Genomic DNA, 19,104 nt, shown 5'->3' on the forward strand with positions numbered 1-19,104 from the left:
CACCATGATGGTGGTGTCCGGACGCAGTACGGAGCAGGTCCGCGAGCTGGCGACGCTGATCTGACGGCCGCGCGCGCCAAACTAGAACACGTTCTAATTTTCTTGCCAGGGGCTTAGAACGCGTTCTAGATTGTCCGGATGGCACGCCCGACGACGAAGCAGCGCGCGCCCGGCCGGTCAGCCGAGCGGGTGGGCGTCGCCGAACGTCATCTCGACGTGGCCGACGGATCCAGAGATCATCGCCCGCTTCGGCAGTCCCAGCGACGCCAGCTCCCTGGCGTAGGCGTGATCGCCCAGACGCAGCGTCGCCCCGCCGGGCTGGCCGCGCAGCCCGCGCACCCGCATCTCCCAGGGCACCTCCCGGGTGGTGCCCTCGGCGAAGGTGTAGGTCTTGAGCACCTGCGGGCGCGAGGTGAACATCGAGGGCACCGGCACTCCCCGGGCGAAGTCGATGCCCGCGATGTGCGCGCCATCGGCGCTGACGTCGAATCCGAACCGGCCCTGCTCGCGAACGGTGAACTCCGCCATGATCTTTGGGAATCCCCAGATCGAGCGGCCCGCTTCCAGGGTGAAGCTCTGGTCGACGGGCAGGTGGTGGATGAACGCGGCCGCATCGCCCAGTGCTCGCCAGCCGCGCGCCGTCGAGCCGGGCGGGTTGACCATGACCGCCGTGCCGAATTCGTGGTACTGCCCCAGATCGCCGTCGATATAGCGGGCCAGCATCAGGTTCACCACCGCCCGGCCGCGGCGGTGCTGGCAGACTTGCAGGCCGCTGTAGTCGATAAGGCGTTGCGCCGCTTGCGCATCCACCGAAAACATCGCGGTATGCACATCCGCTTTTCGTATCCGCACCGGCATGGTGAGGACCGTCCCCGCAACTACGTGTTGTGACTCAGGCATGCCGGTTACTGTAATCCGCTCGTCAACACATTTGGAGGCTGTAGATGACTTCGACCATCCCGGAAGCAATCTCGAACATCGATCTGGCAGACGGTAATTTCTACGCGGACCGTCACACCTCGCGCGAGGCCTACCGCTGGATGCGCGCCAACCATCCGGTGTTTCGGGATCGCAACGGCCTGGCCGGTGCCACCACCTACCAAGCCATCCTGGACGCCGAACGCAATCCGGAACTGTTCTCCAGCACGGGCGGCATCCGTCCCGACCAGCCCGGCATGCCCTACATGATCGACATGGACGATCCCGCGCATCTGTTGCGGCGCAAGCTGGTCAACGCCGGCTTCACCCGCAAGCGGGTGAAGGAGAAGGAGCCGTCCATCGCCAAGCTGTGCGACACGCTGATCGACGCGGTGTGTGAGCGCGGCGAGTGTGACTTCGTCCGCGACATCGCCGCCCCGCTGCCGATGGCGGTGATCGGCGACATGCTGGGCGTGCTGCCCTCCGAACGCAGCATGCTGTTGAAGTGGTCCGACGACCTGGTGTGCGGGCTGAGCTCCCACATCGACCCGGCGTCGGCCGAATTCCAAACCGTCATGGAGGCTTTCGCCGCCTACACCGCGTTCACCATGGACATCATCGCCAAGCGGCGCGCCGAGCCCACCGACGACCTGTTCTCCATCCTGGTCAACGCCGAGGTGGAGGGGCAGCGGATGTCCGACGACGAGATCGTCATGGAGACGCTGCTCATCCTCATCGGCGGCGACGAGACCACCAGGCACACCCTGAGCGGCGGAACCGAGCAGGTGGTGCGCCACCGCGACCAGTGGGAGGCCCTGGTGCGCGACCCGTCGTTGCTTCCCGGTGCCATCGAGGAGATGCTGCGCTGGACATCGCCGGTGAAGAACATGTGCAGAACTTTGACGGCTGATACGGACTTTCACGGCACCTCGTTGCGCGAGGGCGAGAAGATCATGCTGCTCTTCGAGTCGGGCAACTTCGACGAGTCCGTGTTCGAAGACCCGGACAACTTCGACATTCGTCGAAACCCGAATAGCCACATGGCCTTCGGCTTCGGCACGCATTTCTGCCTGGGCAACCAGCTGGCCCGGCTCGAGCTGTCGATGATGACCGAGCGGGTGCTCAAGCGGCTACCGGATCTGCGGCTGGCCGATGACGACTCGACGCTGCCGCTGCGGCCGGCGAACTTCGTCAGCGGCCTGGAAGCGATGCCGGTGGTGTTCACCCCGAGCGCGCCGCTGCTGAGCTGACTCTCTGCATCCCGTTTGCGCCGAGCGTAAGCGCGCTGCGGAAAAACAGGCGCAATTTCGCAGTGCGCTTACGCTCGGCGAGGTGGGGCACTCGGCGAGGGGGGGCACGCTCGGCGAGGTGGGGCCCCGGCCTAGCGGTTTTTGAAGTTGGGCTTGCGCTTCTCGGCGAACGCGCGGGGGCCCTCCTTGGAGTCCTCGGAGAGGAACACCGGTATCCCGTTGGCGGTGTCGGGCTTGAAGGCCTCTTCCTCGTGCATGCCCTCGGTCTCGCGGATCGTCTTGAGGATCGCCTGCACGGCCAGCGGTCCGTTGTTTTCGATCACCTCGGCGATCTCGAGCGCCTTGGCCAGCGCCTGCCCGTCGGGAACGACGTGGCCGATCAAGCCGATGTCCTTGGCTTCGGCGGCGGTGATGTGCCGGCCGGTGAGCAGCAGGTCGCAGGCCACGGTGTAGGGGATCTGGCGCACCAGTCGCACGGCCGAGCCGCCCATCGGGTACAGGCTCCACTTGGCCTCGGAGATGCCGAACTTGGCGCTCTCACCGGCCACCCGGATGTCGGTGCCCTGCAGGATCTCGGTGCCCCCGGCGATGGCCGGGCCCTCGACGGCCGCGATGAGCGGCTTCTTGAGCCTACGGCCCTTGAGCAGGGCATCGATTCGCGACGGGTCGTAGCTGCCGTCCTTGAACGACTCGCCCGGCGGCTTCTGCGTTGCTGCCTTGAGGTCCATGCCCGCGCAGAAGTAGCCACCGGCCCCGGTCAGGATGCAGACGCGGATGTCGTCGTCGTTGTCCACGCGGTCCCAGGCCTGGACCATGATTTCCATCATTTCCGTGCTCAAGGCGTTGCGGCGGTGCGGCCGGTTCATGGTCACGATGAGGGTGTGACCACGCTGTTCCACCAGCGCGTCCGGTCCGGTCTCCCCGTTTTCGGTGTTTGCTGGGGTTCCGGCATTCTCCACGGTCACGGCTACCGCCTTTCCCTCGACAATGGGCACGAGCTTGCCTCGAAATGTAACACGTTCTAATTTGGTGGCCGTGGCCTTGAATATTGCCGATCTCGCAGAGCACGCCATCGACGCTGTGCCCGACCGTGTCGCCCTGATCTGCGGCGACGAGAAGCTGACCTATGCCCAGCTGGAGGAGAAGGCCAACCGCCTGGCTCACTACCTGCTCGAGCAAGGGGTGAAAAAGGACGACAAGGTCGGCCTGTACTGCCGCAACCGCATCGAAATCGTCATCGCGATGCTCGGCATCGTCAAAGCGGGCGCCATCCTGGTGAACATCAACTACCGCTACGTCGAGGGCGAGCTGCGCTACCTGTTCGAGAACTCCGACATGGTCGCGCTGGTGCACGAGCGTCAGTACTCCGACCGGGTGGCCAACGTGCTGCCCGACACCCCCGACGTCAAGACGATCCTGGTCGTGGAGGACGGCAGCGACAACGACTTCAGCCGTTACGGCGGCGTCGAGTTCTATTCGGCGATCGCGGGCAGCTCGTCCGAGCGCGACTTCGGCCCGCGCAGCGCCGACGACATCTACCTGCTCTACACCGGCGGCACCACCGGCTTCCCGAAGGGCGTGATGTGGCGCCACGAGGACATCTACCGGGTGCTGTTCGGCGGAACCGACTTCGCCACAGGCGAATTCGTCAAGGACGAGTACGACCTGGCCAAGGCCGCCGCGGCCAACCCACCGATGGTCCGCCACCCGATTCCGCCGATGATCCACGGCGCCACCCAGTCGGCCACCTGGATGTCGATCTTCTCGGGCCAAACCACCGTGCTGGCACCGGAATTCAACGCCGACGAGGTCTGGCGCACGATCCACGAACACAAGGTGAACCTGCTGTTCTTCACCGGCGACGCGATGGCGCGACCGCTGCTCGACGCGCTACTTGCGCACCAGGACAAGGGAAACGAGTACGACCTGTCGTCGCTGTTCCTGCTCGCCTCCACCGCGGCGCTGTTCTCGCCGAGCATCAAGGAGAAGTTCCTCGAGCTGCTGCCCAACCGCGTCATCACCGACTCGATCGGTTCATCGGAGACCGGATTCGGCGGCACCAGCATCGTCGCCAAGGACGCGCCGCATGCCGGCGGCCCGCGCGTGACGATCGACCACCGCACCGTCGTCCTCGACGAACAGGGCAACGAGGTCAAGCCCGGCTCCGGAGTACGCGGGTTCATTGCCAAGAAGGGCAACATCCCGGTCGGTTACTACAAGGACGAGAAGAAGACCGCCGAGACGTTCAAGACCTTCAACGGCGTGCGTTACGCCATCCCCGGCGACTTCGCGACCGTCGAGGAGGACGGCACCGTCACGATGCTGGGCCGCGGCTCGGTGTCGATCAACAGCGGCGGCGAGAAGATCTACCCCGAGGAGGTCGAGGCCGCGCTCAAGGGCCACCCCGACGTCTTCGACGCCCTGGTGGTCGGCGTGCCGGACGCGCGGTACGGCCAGCACGTCGCCGCCGTCGTGCAGCCGCGGCCGGGATCGCGACCGACGCTGTCGGAGCTGGACAGCTTCGTGCGCTCCGAGATCGCCGGTTACAAGGTGCCGCGCAGCCTGTGGCTGGTCGACGAGGTCAAGCGGTCGCCCGCGGGCAAGCCCGACTACCGCTGGGCCAAGGAGCAGACCGAGGCCCGCCCGGCCGACGACGTGCACGCCGCTCACGCCACTGCGTGACCGACTTCGTCAAACGTAATCCGGCCGCACCGACCGGCTTCTTCGCTTGGGAAGCCGCAGGGCTGCAATGGCTTTCCGATGTCGACGGCGGCGTGCCGTGCGCGCAGGTCGTCGCCGTCGATGACACGAGCCTGACCCTGCGGCGCCTTGACTCCGTGCGCCCCACCCCCGAGGCCGCGCGCGCATTCGGCAACCGGCTGGCCGTCACGCACGACGCGGGCGCCGCGGCGTTCGGCGCCGGGCCGGACGGCTGGGCCGGGACGGGCTTTTTCGGGCCGCTGTCGCAGCCCCTGCCGCTCTCGCTGCGCCCGCACCGGCGCTGGGGTGAGTTCTATGCCGAGGAGCGGCTGGCCCCGATGGCCGAACTCGCCGCCCCGGGCCTGGACGCCGCCACCCGCGACGCCGTGAACTCCGTCGCGGCCCGTTGCCGCGCGGGCGATTTCGACGACGACGACGCCCCGGCGCGGCTGCACGGCGATCTGTGGAGCGGCAACGTGATGTGGACGCCCGACGGTGTGGTGCTCATCGACCCGGCCGCACACGCCGGTCACCGCGAGACCGACCTGGCGATGCTCGCGCTGTTCGGCTGCCCCCACTTCGACGCGGTCATCGACGGCTATCAGCGGGTGCGACCGCTGCGGCCCGGCTGGCGCGACCGCACCGGCCTGCACCAGCTCTTCCCGCTACTGGCGCACGTGGCGCTGTTCGGCGGCGGGTACGCGCAGCAGACGCACGCCTGCGCCCGCGCCGCGCTGACCCTCTGAGATCGGAGGGCGGCCGGGCCCGGTCTGGTGTTGATTGCCCGTCTCCTCCTCCCGCCGCTCCGCGGCGCGCATCGTCGGCGGGCTAAAGTCCAATCGCATGACGATCGATGTCTGGATGCAGCATCCGACTGCGCGGTTCCTGCGCAGCGACATGCTGGCATCCCTGCGGCGGTGGACGGGCGGGTCGATCCCCGACACCGATATCCCGATCGAGGCGACCCTGGCGTCGATGGACGTCGCCGGCGTCGAAGTGGGTGTGCTCAGCGCCTGGCGGGGGCCGGGGGGAGCCGACCTGGTCTCCAACGACGAGGTGGCGCAATGGATTGCCGCGCACCCGAATCGGCTCGCCGGGCTGGCCACCGTCGACCTGGACCGCCCGATGGAAGCCGTCCGGGAGTTGCGGCGCCGGATAGCCGACGGAGGGTTCGTCGGCCTGCGGGTGGTGCCGTGGTTGTGGGATGCCCCGCCCACCGATCGTCGCTACTATCCGCTGTTTGCCCAGTGCGTGGAATCCGGGGTGCCGTTCTGCACCCAGGTCGGTCACACCGGTCCGTTGCGCCCGTCGGAGACCGGCCGGCCGATTCCCTACATCGACCAGGTGGCGCTCGATTTCCCGGAGCTGGTGATCGTCTGCGGTCACGTCGGCTATCCGTGGACCGAGGAGATGGTCGCGGTGGCCCGCAAGCACGAAAACGTCTACATCGACACCTCGGCGTACACCATCAAGCGGTTGCCGGATGAACTGGTCAGGTTCATGAAGACCGGTACCGGGCAACGAAAGGTGTTGTTCGGCACCAACTATCCGATGATCACCCACGAGCACGCGCTGGCGGGACTGGACGACCTCGGGCTGTCCGACGAGGCCCGCCGAGATTTCCTGCGCGGCAACGCCGAACGAGTTTTCCGACTGGAGGCAGTCAAGTGAACGGTGCCCAGGCCCTGATCAACACCCTGGTGGACGGCGGCGTCGACGTGTGTTTCGCCAACCCGGGCACGTCGGAGATGCACTTCGTCGCGGCGCTGGACGCCGTGCCGCGGATGCGCGGCGTGCTGGCGCTGTTCGAGGGGGTCGCCACCGGAGCGGCCGACGGTTACGCGCGCATCGCCGATCGACCGGCCGCGGTGCTGCTGCACTTGGGACCCGGACTGGGCAACGGCCTGGCCAACCTGCACAACGCGCGCCGTGCGCGGGTACCGATGGTGGTGGTCGTCGGCGACCACGCGACCTATCACAAAAAATACGACGCCCCACTGGAATCCGACATCGACGCGCTGGCCGGCACCGTCTCGGGCTGGGTGCGCCGGACCGCTGACGCCTCCCAGGTTTCGGCCGACGCCGTCGAGGGCATCGCGGCCAGCCGGTGGGGTTCACAGATTTCCACGCTGATCCTGCCCGCCGACGTGTCCTGGTCCGACGGCGCCCAGCTGTTCTCCAACCTGGATGCGCAGCCGGCGAGCGCCGATCCGCTGTTGGCGCCCGAGGTGCTCGAGGTGCTCGGCTCCGGCGAGCCCACGGTGATCATGGTGGGCGGCGACGCCACCCGCCGTGCCGGGCTGGCGGCGGCCGCCCGCATTGCGGCGGCAACGGGTGCGCGCGTGTTGTGCGAAACCTTCCCCACCCGGCTGGAGCGCGGCGCCGGCGTCCCCGCGGTCGACCGGCTCGCCTATTTCGCCGAGGCCGCCGCGGCCCAGCTGGACGGCGCCAAGCATCTGGTGCTGGCCGGCGCCAAGTCGCCGGTGTCGTTCTTCGCCTACCCCGGCATGCCCAGCGATCTGGTGCCGGCCGGCTGCGAGGTGCACGTGCTCGCCGAATACAGCGGTGCAGCAGAGGCTTTGATCGCTTTGGCCGACCAGGTGGCACCCGGCACCGAGGCGCCGGTGGCCGCCGCATCGCGTCCTCCGCTGCCGAGGGGCCCGCTGACCTCCGCGTCGGCCGCCGATGTGATCGGGGCGCTGCTGCCCGAAAATGCCATCGTGGTCGACGAGTCGAACACCTCGGGCGTGCTGCTCGCCCAGGCGACCGCCGGGGCGCCGGCGCACGACTGGCTGACCCTGACCGGTGGGGCGATCGGCTACGGCATACCGGCCGCGGTGGGCGCCGCGGTGGCCGCCCCCAATCGCCCGGTGTTGTGTCTGGAATCCGATGGCTCGGCCATGTACACGATTTCGGGATTGTGGACCCAGGCCCGGGAGAACCTCGACGTCACCACCGTGCTGTACAACAACAGCGCCTACGACATCCTGCGCATCGAGCTGCAACGCGTCGGCGCCGGGTCGGCGCCCGGCCCTGAAGCGCTGTCACTGCTCGACTTATCTGACCCGACAATGGATTTCGTGAAGATCAGCGAGGGCATGGGAGTACCCGCACGGCGCGTCACCACGGCCGAGGAATTGGCCGATGCGCTGCGCGACGCCTTCGCCGAACCGGGGCCGCATCTGATCGACGCCGTGGTGCCGTCAATAACGGGCTAGGGTCGGCAACCGGCTCAGCAGCCAGTCCGTCATCGTGTTGACCACGTCGACGCCCGTCTCGAACGCGCCGTCGTGCGCATCGGCTGCCAGCGCCACGCCCCAGTGGCCGGCCGGGGTGGGGACGATGCCGAATTGCCGGACCAGGTACTCGCCGTGCACACCGGGCCCCCAACCACCTTTGGCGGCAATGCCTTTGGCGGCCAGGCCCCACTGGTCGCCGGTGACCAGGCGCTGCATCAGGTCGATCACTTCGACGGCGTCGGGGATGGTCGAGAGCTCCGCGGCGAACCGCGCTTGGCGCTGCAGGCTCCACTGCGTTTGGCCGAATGCGGTGAACCCGCGGCGCAGTCGACGCGATTCGACCACCGTCGCGGTGTCACCGCCCTCGGCCACCACGACCTGCACCCGTCGCGCCGCCTGCGCGGGCTCGCCCAACTGCGACCACAACTGTTCGGAGGCGCGGTTGTCGGATTCGGTGATCGCCTTGACGACCAAATCGCGCGCGCCCAGCCAATCGTTGCGCAGCGCCGCTATCGCCAACGGCACCTTGATGGTCGACCATGCCACGCCCGACCACCAGCTGCCCAGCGAAAAGGTTCTGTCCGGCCGGGCGATCGCGACGCCGACGTTCGCCGGCACCGCGGCGGCAAGCTGGTCGAAGCTGGCTTCCAGCGCGAGCTCGAGTGGGCGTGCCGTCATGCGCTGGTTCCGTTATCGGCGCGCGTCACAGCGACGCCGAGGTGGGGGACCGGCGCATCAACCATCGCGTCTCCTTGTCGGCAAAACCATCAGCCCGCCGGCGGGAGCGGCGGCCCCTGCTCCGGTGGGGGCGGGACTTCCCACGGTTCGCGGTCCGGCGTCGGCGGCGACCACACCAGCGGCGGCGGTGGCGGAGGCAGGGGAGGCGCCGGAGGCGGATCCGCCGCGGCCAAACCGGAGCCCAGCCCGAGCACGGCGCCACCCAGCGACCCGACCAGGATCGAGCAGGCGATCGTTTCGCGGATTTTCATCAAGCGCTGAGTTTACTGTGTGGACCGCACATCCGGCGGCAACGCACGACCCGGGTCCCTAGCGGTGGATCCGCCACACCGGGTCGTCACAGTCCACACCCTGAGCGGCCAACTGGCGCTTCAACACCTTGAAGGTCACCGTCCGCGGCAGTTCGGTAGTGATCCGCACGTACGACGGCCATTGCTTGGGTCCCAAGTCCGGCTGCTCGGCCAGAAACGCGCGGAACTTCTCGTCCTCGAACTCGGTGCCCGGCGCCATCACCAACGCCGCCATCACCTGGTCGCCGACCCTCGGGTCGGGGACCGGGTACACCGCGACCTCGGTGACGTCGGGGTGGCGCAGCAGCACCCGCTCGATCGGGGCGGCGCCCAGGTTTTCGCCGTCGACCCGCATCCAATCGCCCAGCCGCCCAGCGAAATACGCGTAGCCGGCGTCGTCGCGGTAGGCGAGATCACCGCTGTGATACACCCCGCCGGCCATACGCTCGGCTTCGGCCGCCTCGTCGTTGTAGTAACCCTCGAAACGCCCCGGCCCCGCGGTGTTGACCAATTCGCCGACCACGCCAGGCGGGCAGGACGCCCCGGTGTCGGGATCGATGATGTCGATGCCCTGTGGAAGCGGCCCCAGTGAACCCGCCGGCGTATCGGGGGTGCGGGCGATGGCCACGCCGCCCTCGGTGGAACCGAACCCGTCCTGCACGACGCACCCGAACCTGCGGCCGAAGCGCTCGATGTCCTCGGGTACGCCCTCATTGCCGTAGACCGCCCGCAGCGGATTGTCGGCATCGTCGGGTCGCTCCGGCGTGGCGAGCACATACGACAGGGGCTTGCCCACGTAGTTGGCGTAGGTGGCGCCGTAACGACGGACGTCGACGATGAAATTCGAAGCAGAGAACTTGCGCCGTAAGGCCATCGAGCCCTCGCAGGCCGCCGCCACCGCCCAGCCGACCAACACCGCATTGGAATGAAACAGCGGCATCGACACGTAGCAGACGTCGTCGCGGCCCAGGCCGAAGCGCTGTGACATCGTTACGCCCGCGATCGCCACCTTGCCGTGGCTGCACTTGACCGCCTTGGGCTCGCCGCTGGTGCCCGAGGTGAAGATCAACATGAACAGGTCCGCCGGCGAGGCGGCCTGGAAGGAGATCGGGGCGTCGCGGTGCGCGGCGACCTCCTCGGCCCACTCGGGCGAGTCGGCGTTCAGGTGCTCGATATCACCCAGCGTCTCAGACGATTTCGAATCCGCCAGCACCAATTGGCAGTCGGCCCTGGCGATGTCGCGCCGCAGGGCCTCGCCCCGGCGCACCGGGTTGAGTCCCACCGGCACGATCCCCGACATGCCCGCCGCCACCAGCATCGCCGAGAAGAACGGGGTGTTCTCCAACAACACGCCGACATGCGGCGGCCGGGCGGGGTCGAGCCGCGCCCGCAGCGTCGCGGCGATCGCGGCACCGTGCTGCAGGTGGTCGCGCCAGCTGGTGAACGAGTCCTCGAAGTACACACCCCGATCGTCGATCTCGGTCAGCGGCTCCAGCAGCTTGGTGACCGTCAGGTCGTCGGTGAGATCCATTGCGCCTAAGCGGGCGTCTCCGCCAGCTCCCGGCCGATCCGCCGCAGCTGACCGGTGGCACCGCCGAGGGCGAATTCGGTCTCCTTGGCCGCCAGGAAGTAGCGGTGCGCCGGGTGATCGGTGTCCACGCCGACGCCGCCGTGCACGTGCACGATGGTGTGCGCCACCCGGTGACCGGCCTCGGCGGCCCAGAACGCCGCACTGGCGACGTCGATTTCGGCGGCGATGTCTTCCGAGACCCGCCAGGCCGCCTGGGTGAGCGTGAGCCGCAACCCCTTCACGTCGATGTAACCGTCGGCGAGCCGCTGTGACACCGCCTGGAAGCTGCCGATCGGGCGATCGAACTGCTCACGCTCGCGGGCGTATTCGGCCGTCATCTGCAGGCCCCGCTCGAGCACCCCGAGCTGGAAAGCGCTGCGCCCCAAGGTGCCCAGCGTGCCGAGCCAGGTCACGACCTCGGCGCCCCCGACCTTGCGGCTCTCGTCCACCTCGGTTCCGTCCAGGGCGAGATGCCCGACGCTGCCCAGGCCGGTGGTTTCCAGCGCGGTCACCGTGACGCCCGGGTCGTCGGCGGCGACCAGGAAAACGGCTGTGCCGGAATCGGTTTCGGCGGGAACCAGGAACGCGTCGGCCACCGGGCCGAATCCGATCTGGGTGCGCGTCCCGGTCAGCCGGTAGCCCGCACCGGCGCCGGCCGCCCGCACCGGCCCCTCGCCCATCTCACCGTCGAGGGCAACGCTGAGCGTCTTCTCGCCTTTGACCGCCGGCACACCCCAGTTTTGTTGCAGCTCTTCGGAACCGAACCGGGCCAGCGCTCCGGCGCCCAGCACCACCGACTCCAGATAGGGCACGGCGGCCAGCTGGTGCCCCAGCGCCACCAGGATCGCGATCTGCTCGAGCGCGCCGAAGCCGTCACCGCCCAGCGATGTGGCCGACGCGCTGGACAGGATGCCGGCGTCGATCAGCTTTGCCCACAGGTCGCGGTCGAAGCGCTGATCGAGCCCGTCGAGCTCGCGCTGGTGTTCGGGGGTGCATACCGAGTCCACGATGGTGTCGACCAGGTTGCCGAGGTCGTGCGCCGCTTCGGTGGTGGTGAAATCCATGACGTCCGTCCTTCTATTACGTAGCGGCTCAGCGGTTTCTAGGCAGACCGAGGGCGACCATGCCGATGATGTCGCGCTGCACTTCGTTGGTGCCGCCGCCGAACGTCAGGATCAGGCAGGCCCGGTGCATTCGCTCGACCCGGCCGCGCAGCAATGCGCCGGGCGAATTCTGGCGCACCGTCGCCGCGGTACCCAGCACCTCCATCAGCAACCGGTACGCCTCGGTGGCCAGCTCGGTGCCATACACCTTCGCCGCCGACGCATCGGCGGGCGACAGGGCTTCACTGGTGGCCGAGGCCAACTCCCAGTTGATCAGCTTGAGAACTTCGGCCTTGGCGTGCACCCGGGCGAGGTTGATCTGCACCCACTCGGAATCGATCAACCGCGCCCCGCCGGCGTCCTTGGTGTTCTGCGCCCATTCGCGGACCTCGCGCAGCGCCAGGAAGATCGGTTGCGGCGAGACCAGCGCCACCCGCTCATGGTTGAGCTGGTTGGTCACTAGTTTCCAACCGCCGTTCTCCTCGCCGATCAGGTTGGTCACCGGCACGCGCACGTCGGAGTAATAGGTGGCGCTGGTGTCCACCCCGGCCATGGTGTGCACCGGCGTCCAGGAGAAACCTTCGGCGGTCGTCGGCACGGTCAGCATCGAGATGCCGCGGTGCTTCTTGGCGTCCGGGTTGGTGCGGACCGCCAGCCACACCCAGTCCGCGTAGGCGATCAGGCTGGTCCACATCTTCTGGCCGTTGATGACGTAGTCGTCACCGTCGCGCACCGCGGTGGTGCGCAGATTGGCCAGGTCCGTGCCCGCGCCCGGCTCGGAATACCCGATGGAGAAGTGCAGTTCGCCGGCGGCGATCTTGGGCAGGAAGAACTTCTTCTGTTCCTCGGTGCCGAACGCCATGATGGTCGGCGCGACGCTGTTGATGGTCAGGAACGGCACCGGCACGCCCGCGATGGCGGCCTCGTCGGTGAAGATCAGCGAGTCCATCGGGGAGCGGTCCTGGCCGCCGTACTCTTTGGGCCAGTTCAGGGTGAGCCACCCGTCCTTGCCCATCTGCGCGACGGTGTCGCGATACGCGGTGCCCGTCCCGACCTCGCCGCCCCCCGTCGAGGTCAGCGCCTCGCGGCGCTCCGGGGTCATCAGCGCGGTGAAGTACGACCGCAGCTCGCGACGCAGGTCCTCTTGTTCCGGGGTGTAACTGATGCGCATTTCAGCCGTCCTTCAGATTTACGACGTTCTTCAGTGACAACCCTCGTCACAGGCCGCAGCTCGACCAACGGCTACCCGTTCGCCTTCCCGGTTGTAACACGTTCTAGTCTGGGAATCCAGCGACCGTTTCCCCAGCGGTGTCAGGGCCCTATGGTGGACCTACATGCTGATGAAGCGAGTCTTGCGGTGAAGGCCAGGTTCAAGGAGGGTGCTGTGCGGGTGATCGTGGACCGTGACCGGTGCGAAGGTAACGCAGTGTGCTTGGGAATTGCCCCGGATATCTTCGACCTGGACGACGAGGATTACGCCGTGGTGAAGCTCGACCCGATTCCCGCCGATCAGGAGCAGCTGGCCGAGCAGGCTATCGCCGAATGCCCGCGCGCGGCACTTCAGCGCGGCGACTAATCCGAGCCCCGAGCGCGTAACCCGAAACTAGAGGTATTCATAAATTGACTAGCAGCACGAACGCGACCGATCTCTCCGGAAAGGTCGCGGTGGTGACCGGTGCGGCCGCGGGCCTGGGCCGCGCCGAGGCGCTCGGCCTGGCCCGCCAGGGCGCGACCGTCGTCGTGAACGACATCGCGGCGGCGCTGGACGCCTCCGACGTCATCGACGAGATCAACTCCGCCGGGTCCAAGGCCGTCGCTGTGGCCGGCGACATCAGCGAACGCGCCACCGCCGACGAACTGGTTGCTCAGGCCGACTCGCTGGGCGGCCTCGACATCGTGGTGAACAACGCCGGCATCACCCGCGACCGGATGCTGTTCAACATGTCCGACGAGGAGTGGGATCTCGTCATCGCCGTGCACCTGCGCGGTCACTTCCTGCTGACCCGCAACGCGGCGACCTACTGGCGGTCCAAGGCCAAGGGGGCGGGCGGCCAGATCTTCGGGCGGATCGTCAACACCGCGTCGGAGGCCGGACTGGTCGGTCCGGTCGGGCAGGCGAACTACGGCGCCGCCAAGGCCGGCATCATCTCGCTCACTCTGACGGCCGCACGAGCTCTGGGCCGCTACGGTGTCTGCGCCAACGCCATCTGCCCCCGCGCCCGCACCGCGATGACGGCCGACGTCTTCGGCGACGCACCCGAGGTGGAAGCGGGCGGCATCGACCCCTTGTCACCCGAGCACGTCGTCAATCTGGTGAAGTTCCTGTCGTCACCGGCGGCCGCCGAGGTGAACGGACAGGTCTTCATCGTCTACGGTCCACAGGTGACATTGGTCGCCGCGCCGACCGTGGAGCGGAAATTCAGCGCCGACGGTGCCGCGTGGGACCCCGCGCAGCTGAGTTCGACGCTGCAGGATTACTTTGCTGGCCGTGATCCTGAGCACAATTTTTCCGCCAGCGCGCTGATGGAACAATAGCCGCTGACGGCTGGCCGATTGGGGGAATCGCCAGGTAGAACGTGTGTCAGTTTGACACCTGACAAGTGCTTCTGACCAGCCGAATTAACGGTTCGGATAAGAAGTGCTGTTCATTGACATGGTGAACTTGTTCTGGGTTAATATGATCCGGCTCACACCGAGCCACGAGCGACCGTAGACGATGCAAAGGCCACACATAGACTTCGCCGAGACCAAACCGAGGGGGGGACCGCGTTGAGGGAACAACTCGCGGTCCCCGCCCGCGCCGTCGGCGGATTTTTCGAGATGATGATGGATACCGGCCGGGCGGCATTCCGCCGGCCGTTTCAATTCGGTGAGTTTCTCGATCAGACGTGGATGATCGCGCGCGTGTCGCTGGTGCCCACGCTGTTGGTGTCCATCCCGTTCACCGTCCTGGTGGCCTTCACCCTCAACATCCTGCTGCGCGAGATCGGCGCCGCCGACCTGTCCGGCGCCGGGACGGCCTTCGGCACCATCACCCAGCTGGGCCCGGTGGTGACCGTGCTCGTCGTGGCCGGTGCCGGCGCCACCGCGATCTGTGCCGACCTCGGGGCCCGCACCATCCGCGAGGAGATCGACGCGATGCGGGTGCTGGGCATCGACCCGATCCAGCGGCTGGTCGTGCCACGCGTGTTGGCCTCCACGGTGGTGGCCCTGCTGCTCAACGGGCTGGTGTGCGCCATCGGTCTCTCCGGCGGCTACGTGTTCTCCGTCTTCCTGCAGGGCGTCAACCCCGGGGCCTTCATCAACGGATTGACCGTGCTGACCGGGCTGCGCGAGCTGGTGCTGGCCGAAGTCAAGGCGCTGCTGTTCGGCGTGATGGCCGGCATGGTGGGCTGCTACCGCGGCCTGACCGTCAAGGGTGGCCCCAAGGGCGTCGGCAACGCGGTCAACGAAACGGTGGTCTACGCCTTCATCTGTCTGTTCGTGATCAACGTGGTGATGACCGCCATCGGCGTGCGGATCTCGGCGAAGTGACGGAACGGGTGAGCACGCGATGAGTTACGACGCCACGCTGCGGTTCCGCCGCATCTTCACCCGCCTGCAAGAGCCGGTCGACGACTTCGGCGAGCAGGCGTTGTTCTACGGGCAGACCATGCGGTATGTCCCCAACGCGCTGACCCGCTACCGCAAGGAGACCGTCCGGCTGATCGCCGAGATGACGATGGGCGCCGGGGCCCTGGTCATGATTGGCGGCACGGTCGGTGTGGCGGCCTTCTTGACGCTGGCCTCCGGCGGTGTCATTGCCGTGCAGGGCTATTCGTCGCTGGGCAACATCGGCATCGAGGCGTTGACGGGATTCCTCTCGGCATTCCTGAACGTCCGGGTCGTCGCGCCCGTGATCGCCGGCATCGCGCTGGCCGCCACCATCGGTGCCGGTGCCACAGCGCAACTGGGCGCCATGCGGGTTTCCGAGGAGATCGACGCCGTCGAATGCATGGCGGTGCACTCGGTGTCCTACCTGGTATCAACCCGCCTGATCGCCGGGCTCATCGCGATCATCCCGCTGTACTCGCTGTCGGTGCTGGCCGCGTTCTTCGCGGCCCGCTTCACCACGGTCTACATCAACGGGCAGTCAAAGGGCCTCTACGACCACTACTTCAATACGTTCCTGATCCCGTCGGACCTGCTGTGGTCTTTCCTGCAGGCCATCGTGATGTCCATCGCGGTCATGCTGGTCCATACCTATTACGGCTACAACGCCCACGGCGGTCCGGTCGGCGTGGGCATCGCTGTCGGCCAAGCCGTGCGGACGTCGCTGATCGTCGTGGTCGTCATCACATTGTTCATCTCGCTCGCTGTGTACGGAGCGTCCGGTAACTTCAACCTCTCCGGATAAGAGGACCGCTTAAAAGGACATGGCGAACACAGACGCGCGACGCACAACCGTCCGGCTGGCAGCAGCAGTGCTGGCCAGCCTGATGGTGGCTTTCGCCGTGCTGACCTACCTTTCCTATACAGCGGCATTCGCGTCCATCGACACCGTCACGGTGTCGGCGCCCCGGGCCGGGCTCGTGATGGAGAAGGGCGCCAAGGTCAAGTACCGGGGCATCCAGATCGGCAAGGTCGAAACCATCGACTATTCCGGGGACCAGGCGCGGCTCACGCTGGGAATCAACAGCGACGACCTGCATTTCATTCCGTCCAACGCGGCGGTGCACATCGCGGGTAACACCATCTTCGGCGCCAAGGCGGTGGAATTCATTCCGCCACAGTCGCCTTCGCCCACGTCGTTGCGCCCGGATGCGCACGTCGCGGCCTCTTCGGTGCAGTTGGAAGTCAACACGCTGTTCCAGTCGCTGATGGACCTGCTGCACAAGATCGACCCCGTCGAACTCAACGGGACGCTCAGCGCGTTCGCGGAAGGCCTGCGCGGTCACGGCGACGACCTGGGCGGCATCCTGTCGGGCTTGAATACCCTGACGCGCCAGGCCAACCCGAAGCTGCCTGCCCTGCAGGAGGACTTCCGCAAGGCCGCGTTCGTGGCCAACACCTACGCCGACGCGGCGCCGGACCTGACGACCGTGGTCGACAACCTGCCGACGATCAACAAGACGGTCGTCGACCAGCAGAAGAACCTCAACGACACGCTGTTGGCCACCATCGGCCTGTCGAACAACGCGTATGACACCCTGGCCCCGGCCGAACAGGACTTCATCGACGCGATCAACCGGCTGCGGGCGCCGCTCAAGGTGGCCGCCGAGTACTCGCCGGAATTCGGCTGCCTTTTCGCCGGAATCGACCGAGGCCTCAAGGAGTTCGGACCGATCCTTGGTGTGAAGAAAGCCGGCCTGTTCACGTCGTCGAGCTTCGTGCTGGGTGCGCCGTCTTATACGTATCCGGAATCGCTGCCGGTCGTGAACGCCTCCGGCGGTCCGAACTGCCGCGGCTTGCCCGACATCCCGAACAAGCAACACGGCGGGTCGTGGTACCGGGCGCCGTTCCTGGTGACCGACAACGCCAACATCCCGTACGAGCCGTTCACCGAACTGCAGTTCGACGCGCCCTCGACGTTGCAGTTCCTGTTCCACGGCGCCTTCGCGGAACGGGACGACTTCTGATGCCGGAAAGTTCGGGCATGCCGTCGCACCGCGAGATGATGATCAAGGTCAGCATCTTCGCGGTGGCCATGCTGTTGGTGTCGGCAGGTCTGGTGGTGGTGTTCGGTGACTTCCGGTTCGGTCCCGAAAGCACTTATCACGCAACGTTTACCGACGTGTCGCGGCTGAAGTCGGGCCAGAAGGTGCGCATCGCCGGCGTACCGGTCGGGGCGGTGTCGGACATCAAGCTCAACCCCGACAACACCATCGACGTCAAGTTCGGCGTCGACAAGCGCTACACGCTCTACTCGTCGACCCGCGCGGTGATTCGCTACGAAAACCTGGTCGGCGACCGGTTTTTGGAGATCACGTCGGGCCCCGGTGAGCTGCGCAAACTTCCGGCCGGCGCGACGATCAACAGCCAGCACACCCAGCCCGCACTGGACCTCGACGCGCTGCTCGGCGGTCTGCGGCCGGTGCTCAAAGGACTTGACGCGGACAAGGTCAACACGATCAGCAGCGCTGTCATCCAGCTGCTGCAGGGCCAGGGCGGGGCGTTGTCGAACGTGCTCGCCGACACCAGCGCGTTCTCCTCGGCGCTGGGCCAGCGCGACCAGCTCATCGGCGACGTGATCAACAACCTCAACACGGTGCTGACGACCGTCGATCAACGCAGCGCGCAGTTCTCGGCCAGCGTCGACCAGTTGCAGCAGCTGATCACCGGGCTGGCCCAGCACAAGGACGACATCGCGGGCGCCATCCCGCCGCTGGCCTCCACGACGACGGATTTGACGGACCTGCTGAAGAATTCGCGCCGGCCGCTGCAGGGCATCCTGGAGAACACCCGGCCGCTGGCCACCGAGATAGACAACCGCAAGGCCGAGGTGAACAACGACGTCGAACAGCTCGGCGAGGACTACCTGCGGCTGTCCGCCTTGGGCGCCTACGGGTCGTTCTTCAACATCTACTTCTGTTCGGTGACGATCAAGATCAACGGCCCGGCCGGCAGCGACATCCTGCTGCCGCTCGGTGGCCAGGTGGATCCCAGCAAGGGGAGGTGTGCTTTTGCCAAGTAACGCAAGGCATGAGCGCGATCCACTGCGCACCGGCATTTTCGGTGTGGTGCTGGTGGTTTGCGTGGTGCTCATCGCGTTCGGCTACTCCGGATTGCCGTTTTGGCCGCAGGGCAAGATCTATGACGCTTACTTCACCGACGCGGGCGGCATCAATCCCGGCAACGCCGTTTATGTTTCGGGTTTCAAGGTCGGCAAGGTGACCTCGGTGGGTCTGGCCGGCGACAGCGCCAAGATCAGCTTCAGCGTCGACCGCCACGTCGCCGTCGGCGACCAGTCGCTGGCCGCGATCCGCACCGACACCATCCTCGGCGAGCGCTCCATCTCGGTGACCCCGGCCGGTGGCGGCAAGGCGACCACCATCCCGCTCAGCCGCACGACGACGCCGTACACGCTCGCCGGTGCGCTCGAGGACTTGGGGCAAAACGCCAACAATCTGGACAAGCCGCAGTTCGAGAAGGCGCTGAACGTGCTGACCGACACGCTGCACGACGCCAACCCCGAGCTGCGCGGCGCGCTGGGATAACACGCCGGTGACCGACTTCGCGTGCGCCAGAAGGCTTTGCAGCGCCTCGTCGCGGCGATCCAGGGTGCGCGACAGCGACGTCACGCCGTCCAGCGCGCCG

General features: G+C 67.1%; 18 protein-coding genes and 1 pseudogene. 12 read left to right on the forward strand and 7 right to left on the reverse strand.

The genetic code is table 11. The features are described from left to right. Positions 1–177: 177 nt before the first annotated feature. On the reverse strand, positions 178–900 hold the full coding sequence (locus tag A5646_RS22225; protein WP_067024218.1) for an acetoacetate decarboxylase family protein: 723 nt from the start codon (positions 898–900) through the stop codon (positions 178–180). Between the two features lie 44 nt (positions 901–944). On the opposite strand from A5646_RS22225, the gene A5646_RS22230 reads away from it, so the two are divergent. Next, the gene (locus A5646_RS22230; RefSeq protein WP_066870591.1) at positions 945–2,168 is read left to right on the forward strand and encodes a cytochrome P450; all 1,224 of its coding nucleotides are present in this window, start codon (positions 945–947) and stop codon (positions 2,166–2,168) included. A gap of 131 nt (positions 2,169–2,299) precedes the next feature. Here the strand turns inward: A5646_RS22230 and A5646_RS22235 are convergent, their stop codons facing one another. Further along, positions 2,300–3,127, reverse strand: a complete 828-nt coding sequence (locus tag A5646_RS22235) for a crotonase/enoyl-CoA hydratase family protein (protein WP_197497920.1) — start codon at positions 3,125–3,127, stop codon at positions 2,300–2,302. 70 nt (positions 3,128–3,197) lie between these two features. Here A5646_RS22235 and A5646_RS22240 point away from each other — a divergent pair, with 70 nt between their 5' ends. From A5646_RS22240 to A5646_RS22255, 4 genes are all read left to right on the forward strand, one after another. Further along, positions 3,198–4,850, forward strand: a complete 1,653-nt coding sequence (locus tag A5646_RS22240; protein ID WP_067024221.1) for an acyl-CoA synthetase — start codon at positions 3,198–3,200, stop codon at positions 4,848–4,850. Next, entirely contained in the window at positions 4,847–5,614 is a 768-nt protein-coding gene (locus tag A5646_RS22245) for a fructosamine kinase family protein (protein ID WP_067024224.1), read from the forward strand. Before A5646_RS22240 ends, A5646_RS22245 begins: the two co-directional genes overlap by 4 nt. 97 nt (positions 5,615–5,711) lie before the next feature. Continuing rightward, positions 5,712–6,539 (forward strand): amidohydrolase family protein, encoded by an 828-nt coding sequence (locus tag A5646_RS22250; RefSeq protein WP_066870579.1) that lies wholly within the window; start codon positions 5,712–5,714, stop codon positions 6,537–6,539. After that, positions 6,536–8,086, forward strand: a complete 1,551-nt coding sequence (locus tag A5646_RS22255) for an acetolactate synthase large subunit (RefSeq protein ID WP_066870576.1) — start codon at positions 6,536–6,538, stop codon at positions 8,084–8,086. Before A5646_RS22250 ends, A5646_RS22255 begins: the two co-directional genes overlap by 4 nt. On the opposite strand, the gene A5646_RS22260 is transcribed toward A5646_RS22255, so the two are convergent. From A5646_RS22260 to A5646_RS22280, 5 genes are all read right to left on the reverse strand, one after another. Beyond that, positions 8,072–8,785: a hypothetical protein gene (locus A5646_RS22260; protein WP_066870573.1), complete on the reverse strand. Its 714-nt coding sequence runs from the start codon at positions 8,783–8,785 to the stop codon at positions 8,072–8,074. The genes A5646_RS22255 and A5646_RS22260 overlap by 15 nt on opposite strands. Positions 8,786–8,874: 89 nt before the next feature. Then, positions 8,875–9,096, reverse strand: a complete 222-nt coding sequence (locus A5646_RS22265; RefSeq protein ID WP_066877078.1) for a hypothetical protein — start codon at positions 9,094–9,096, stop codon at positions 8,875–8,877. A 58-nt stretch (positions 9,097–9,154) separates the two neighbouring features. Then, positions 9,155–10,666, reverse strand: a complete 1,512-nt coding sequence (gene fadD17 / locus A5646_RS22270) for a long-chain-fatty-acid--CoA ligase FadD17 (RefSeq protein WP_067024227.1) — start codon at positions 10,664–10,666, stop codon at positions 9,155–9,157. 5 nt (positions 10,667–10,671) lie between these two features. Continuing rightward, positions 10,672–11,769, reverse strand: coding sequence for an acyl-CoA dehydrogenase family protein (locus A5646_RS22275; protein WP_066870567.1), 1,098 nt, complete (start codon positions 11,767–11,769; stop codon positions 10,672–10,674). A gap of 28 nt (positions 11,770–11,797) precedes the next feature. Next, positions 11,798–12,979: an acyl-CoA dehydrogenase gene (locus A5646_RS22280; RefSeq protein ID WP_066870564.1), complete on the reverse strand. Its 1,182-nt coding sequence runs from the start codon at positions 12,977–12,979 to the stop codon at positions 11,798–11,800. 213 nt (positions 12,980–13,192) lie between these two features. On the opposite strand from A5646_RS22280, the gene A5646_RS22285 reads away from it, so the two are divergent. From A5646_RS22285 to A5646_RS22315, 7 genes and pseudogenes are all read left to right on the forward strand, one after another. Further along, entirely contained in the window at positions 13,193–13,384 is a 192-nt protein-coding gene (locus tag A5646_RS22285) for a ferredoxin (RefSeq protein WP_007772497.1), read from the forward strand. A 44-nt stretch (positions 13,385–13,428) separates the two neighbouring features. Continuing rightward, on the forward strand, positions 13,429–14,343 hold the full coding sequence (locus A5646_RS22290; RefSeq protein WP_066870561.1) for a 3-oxoacyl-ACP reductase: 915 nt from the start codon (positions 13,429–13,431) through the stop codon (positions 14,341–14,343). A gap of 234 nt (positions 14,344–14,577) precedes the next feature. Beyond that, on the forward strand, positions 14,578–15,342 hold the full coding sequence (locus A5646_RS22295) for an ABC transporter permease (protein ID WP_014379050.1): 765 nt from the start codon (positions 14,578–14,580) through the stop codon (positions 15,340–15,342). A gap of 19 nt (positions 15,343–15,361) precedes the next feature. Next, positions 15,362–16,204 (forward strand): ABC transporter permease, encoded by an 843-nt coding sequence (locus A5646_RS22300; protein WP_007772500.1) that lies wholly within the window; start codon positions 15,362–15,364, stop codon positions 16,202–16,204. 19 nt (positions 16,205–16,223) lie between these two features. Next, entirely contained in the window at positions 16,224–17,426 is a 1,203-nt protein-coding gene (locus A5646_RS22305) for an MCE family protein (RefSeq protein ID WP_067024231.1), read from the forward strand. Further along, positions 17,426–18,481 (forward strand): virulence factor Mce family protein, encoded by a 1,056-nt coding sequence (locus A5646_RS22310; protein WP_066870552.1) that lies wholly within the window; start codon positions 17,426–17,428, stop codon positions 18,479–18,481. Before A5646_RS22305 ends, A5646_RS22310 begins: the two co-directional genes overlap by 1 nt. After that, positions 18,471–18,998: pseudogene (locus A5646_RS22315) on the forward strand (MCE family protein); the annotation flags it as partial. The gene A5646_RS22310 and the pseudogene A5646_RS22315, both read left to right, overlap by 11 nt. Between the last annotated feature and the right edge of the window lie 106 nt (positions 18,999–19,104).

The sequence above is a fragment of the Mycobacterium sp. 1245499.0 genome (assembly GCF_001673615.1).
Lineage (GTDB): Bacteria > Actinomycetota > Actinomycetes > Mycobacteriales > Mycobacteriaceae > Mycobacterium > Mycobacterium europaeum_A.

Coding starts and splice junctions, on each gene's coding strand:
- A5646_RS22225 (WP_067024218.1), bottom strand. CDS start 900: ATGCCTGAGTCACAACACGTAGTTGCGGGGACGGTCCTCACCATGCCG.
- A5646_RS22230 (WP_066870591.1), top strand. CDS start 945: ATGACTTCGACCATCCCGGAAGCAATCTCGAACATCGATCTGGCAGAC.
- A5646_RS22250 (WP_066870579.1), top strand. CDS start 5,712: ATGACGATCGATGTCTGGATGCAGCATCCGACTGCGCGGTTCCTGCGC.
- A5646_RS22260 (WP_066870573.1), bottom strand. CDS start 8,785: ATGACGGCACGCCCACTCGAGCTCGCGCTGGAAGCCAGCTTCGACCAG.
- A5646_RS22265 (WP_066877078.1), bottom strand. CDS start 9,096: ATGAAAATCCGCGAAACGATCGCCTGCTCGATCCTGGTCGGGTCGCTG.
- fadD17 (WP_067024227.1), bottom strand. CDS start 10,666: ATGGATCTCACCGACGACCTGACGGTCACCAAGCTGCTGGAGCCGCTG.
- A5646_RS22275 (WP_066870567.1), bottom strand. CDS start 11,769: ATGGATTTCACCACCACCGAAGCGGCGCACGACCTCGGCAACCTGGTC.
- A5646_RS22280 (WP_066870564.1), bottom strand. CDS start 12,979: ATGCGCATCAGTTACACCCCGGAACAAGAGGACCTGCGTCGCGAGCTG.
- A5646_RS22300 (WP_007772500.1), top strand. CDS start 15,362: ATGAGTTACGACGCCACGCTGCGGTTCCGCCGCATCTTCACCCGCCTG.
- A5646_RS22305 (WP_067024231.1), top strand. CDS start 16,224: ATGGCGAACACAGACGCGCGACGCACAACCGTCCGGCTGGCAGCAGCA.
- A5646_RS22310 (WP_066870552.1), top strand. CDS start 17,426: ATGCCGGAAAGTTCGGGCATGCCGTCGCACCGCGAGATGATGATCAAG.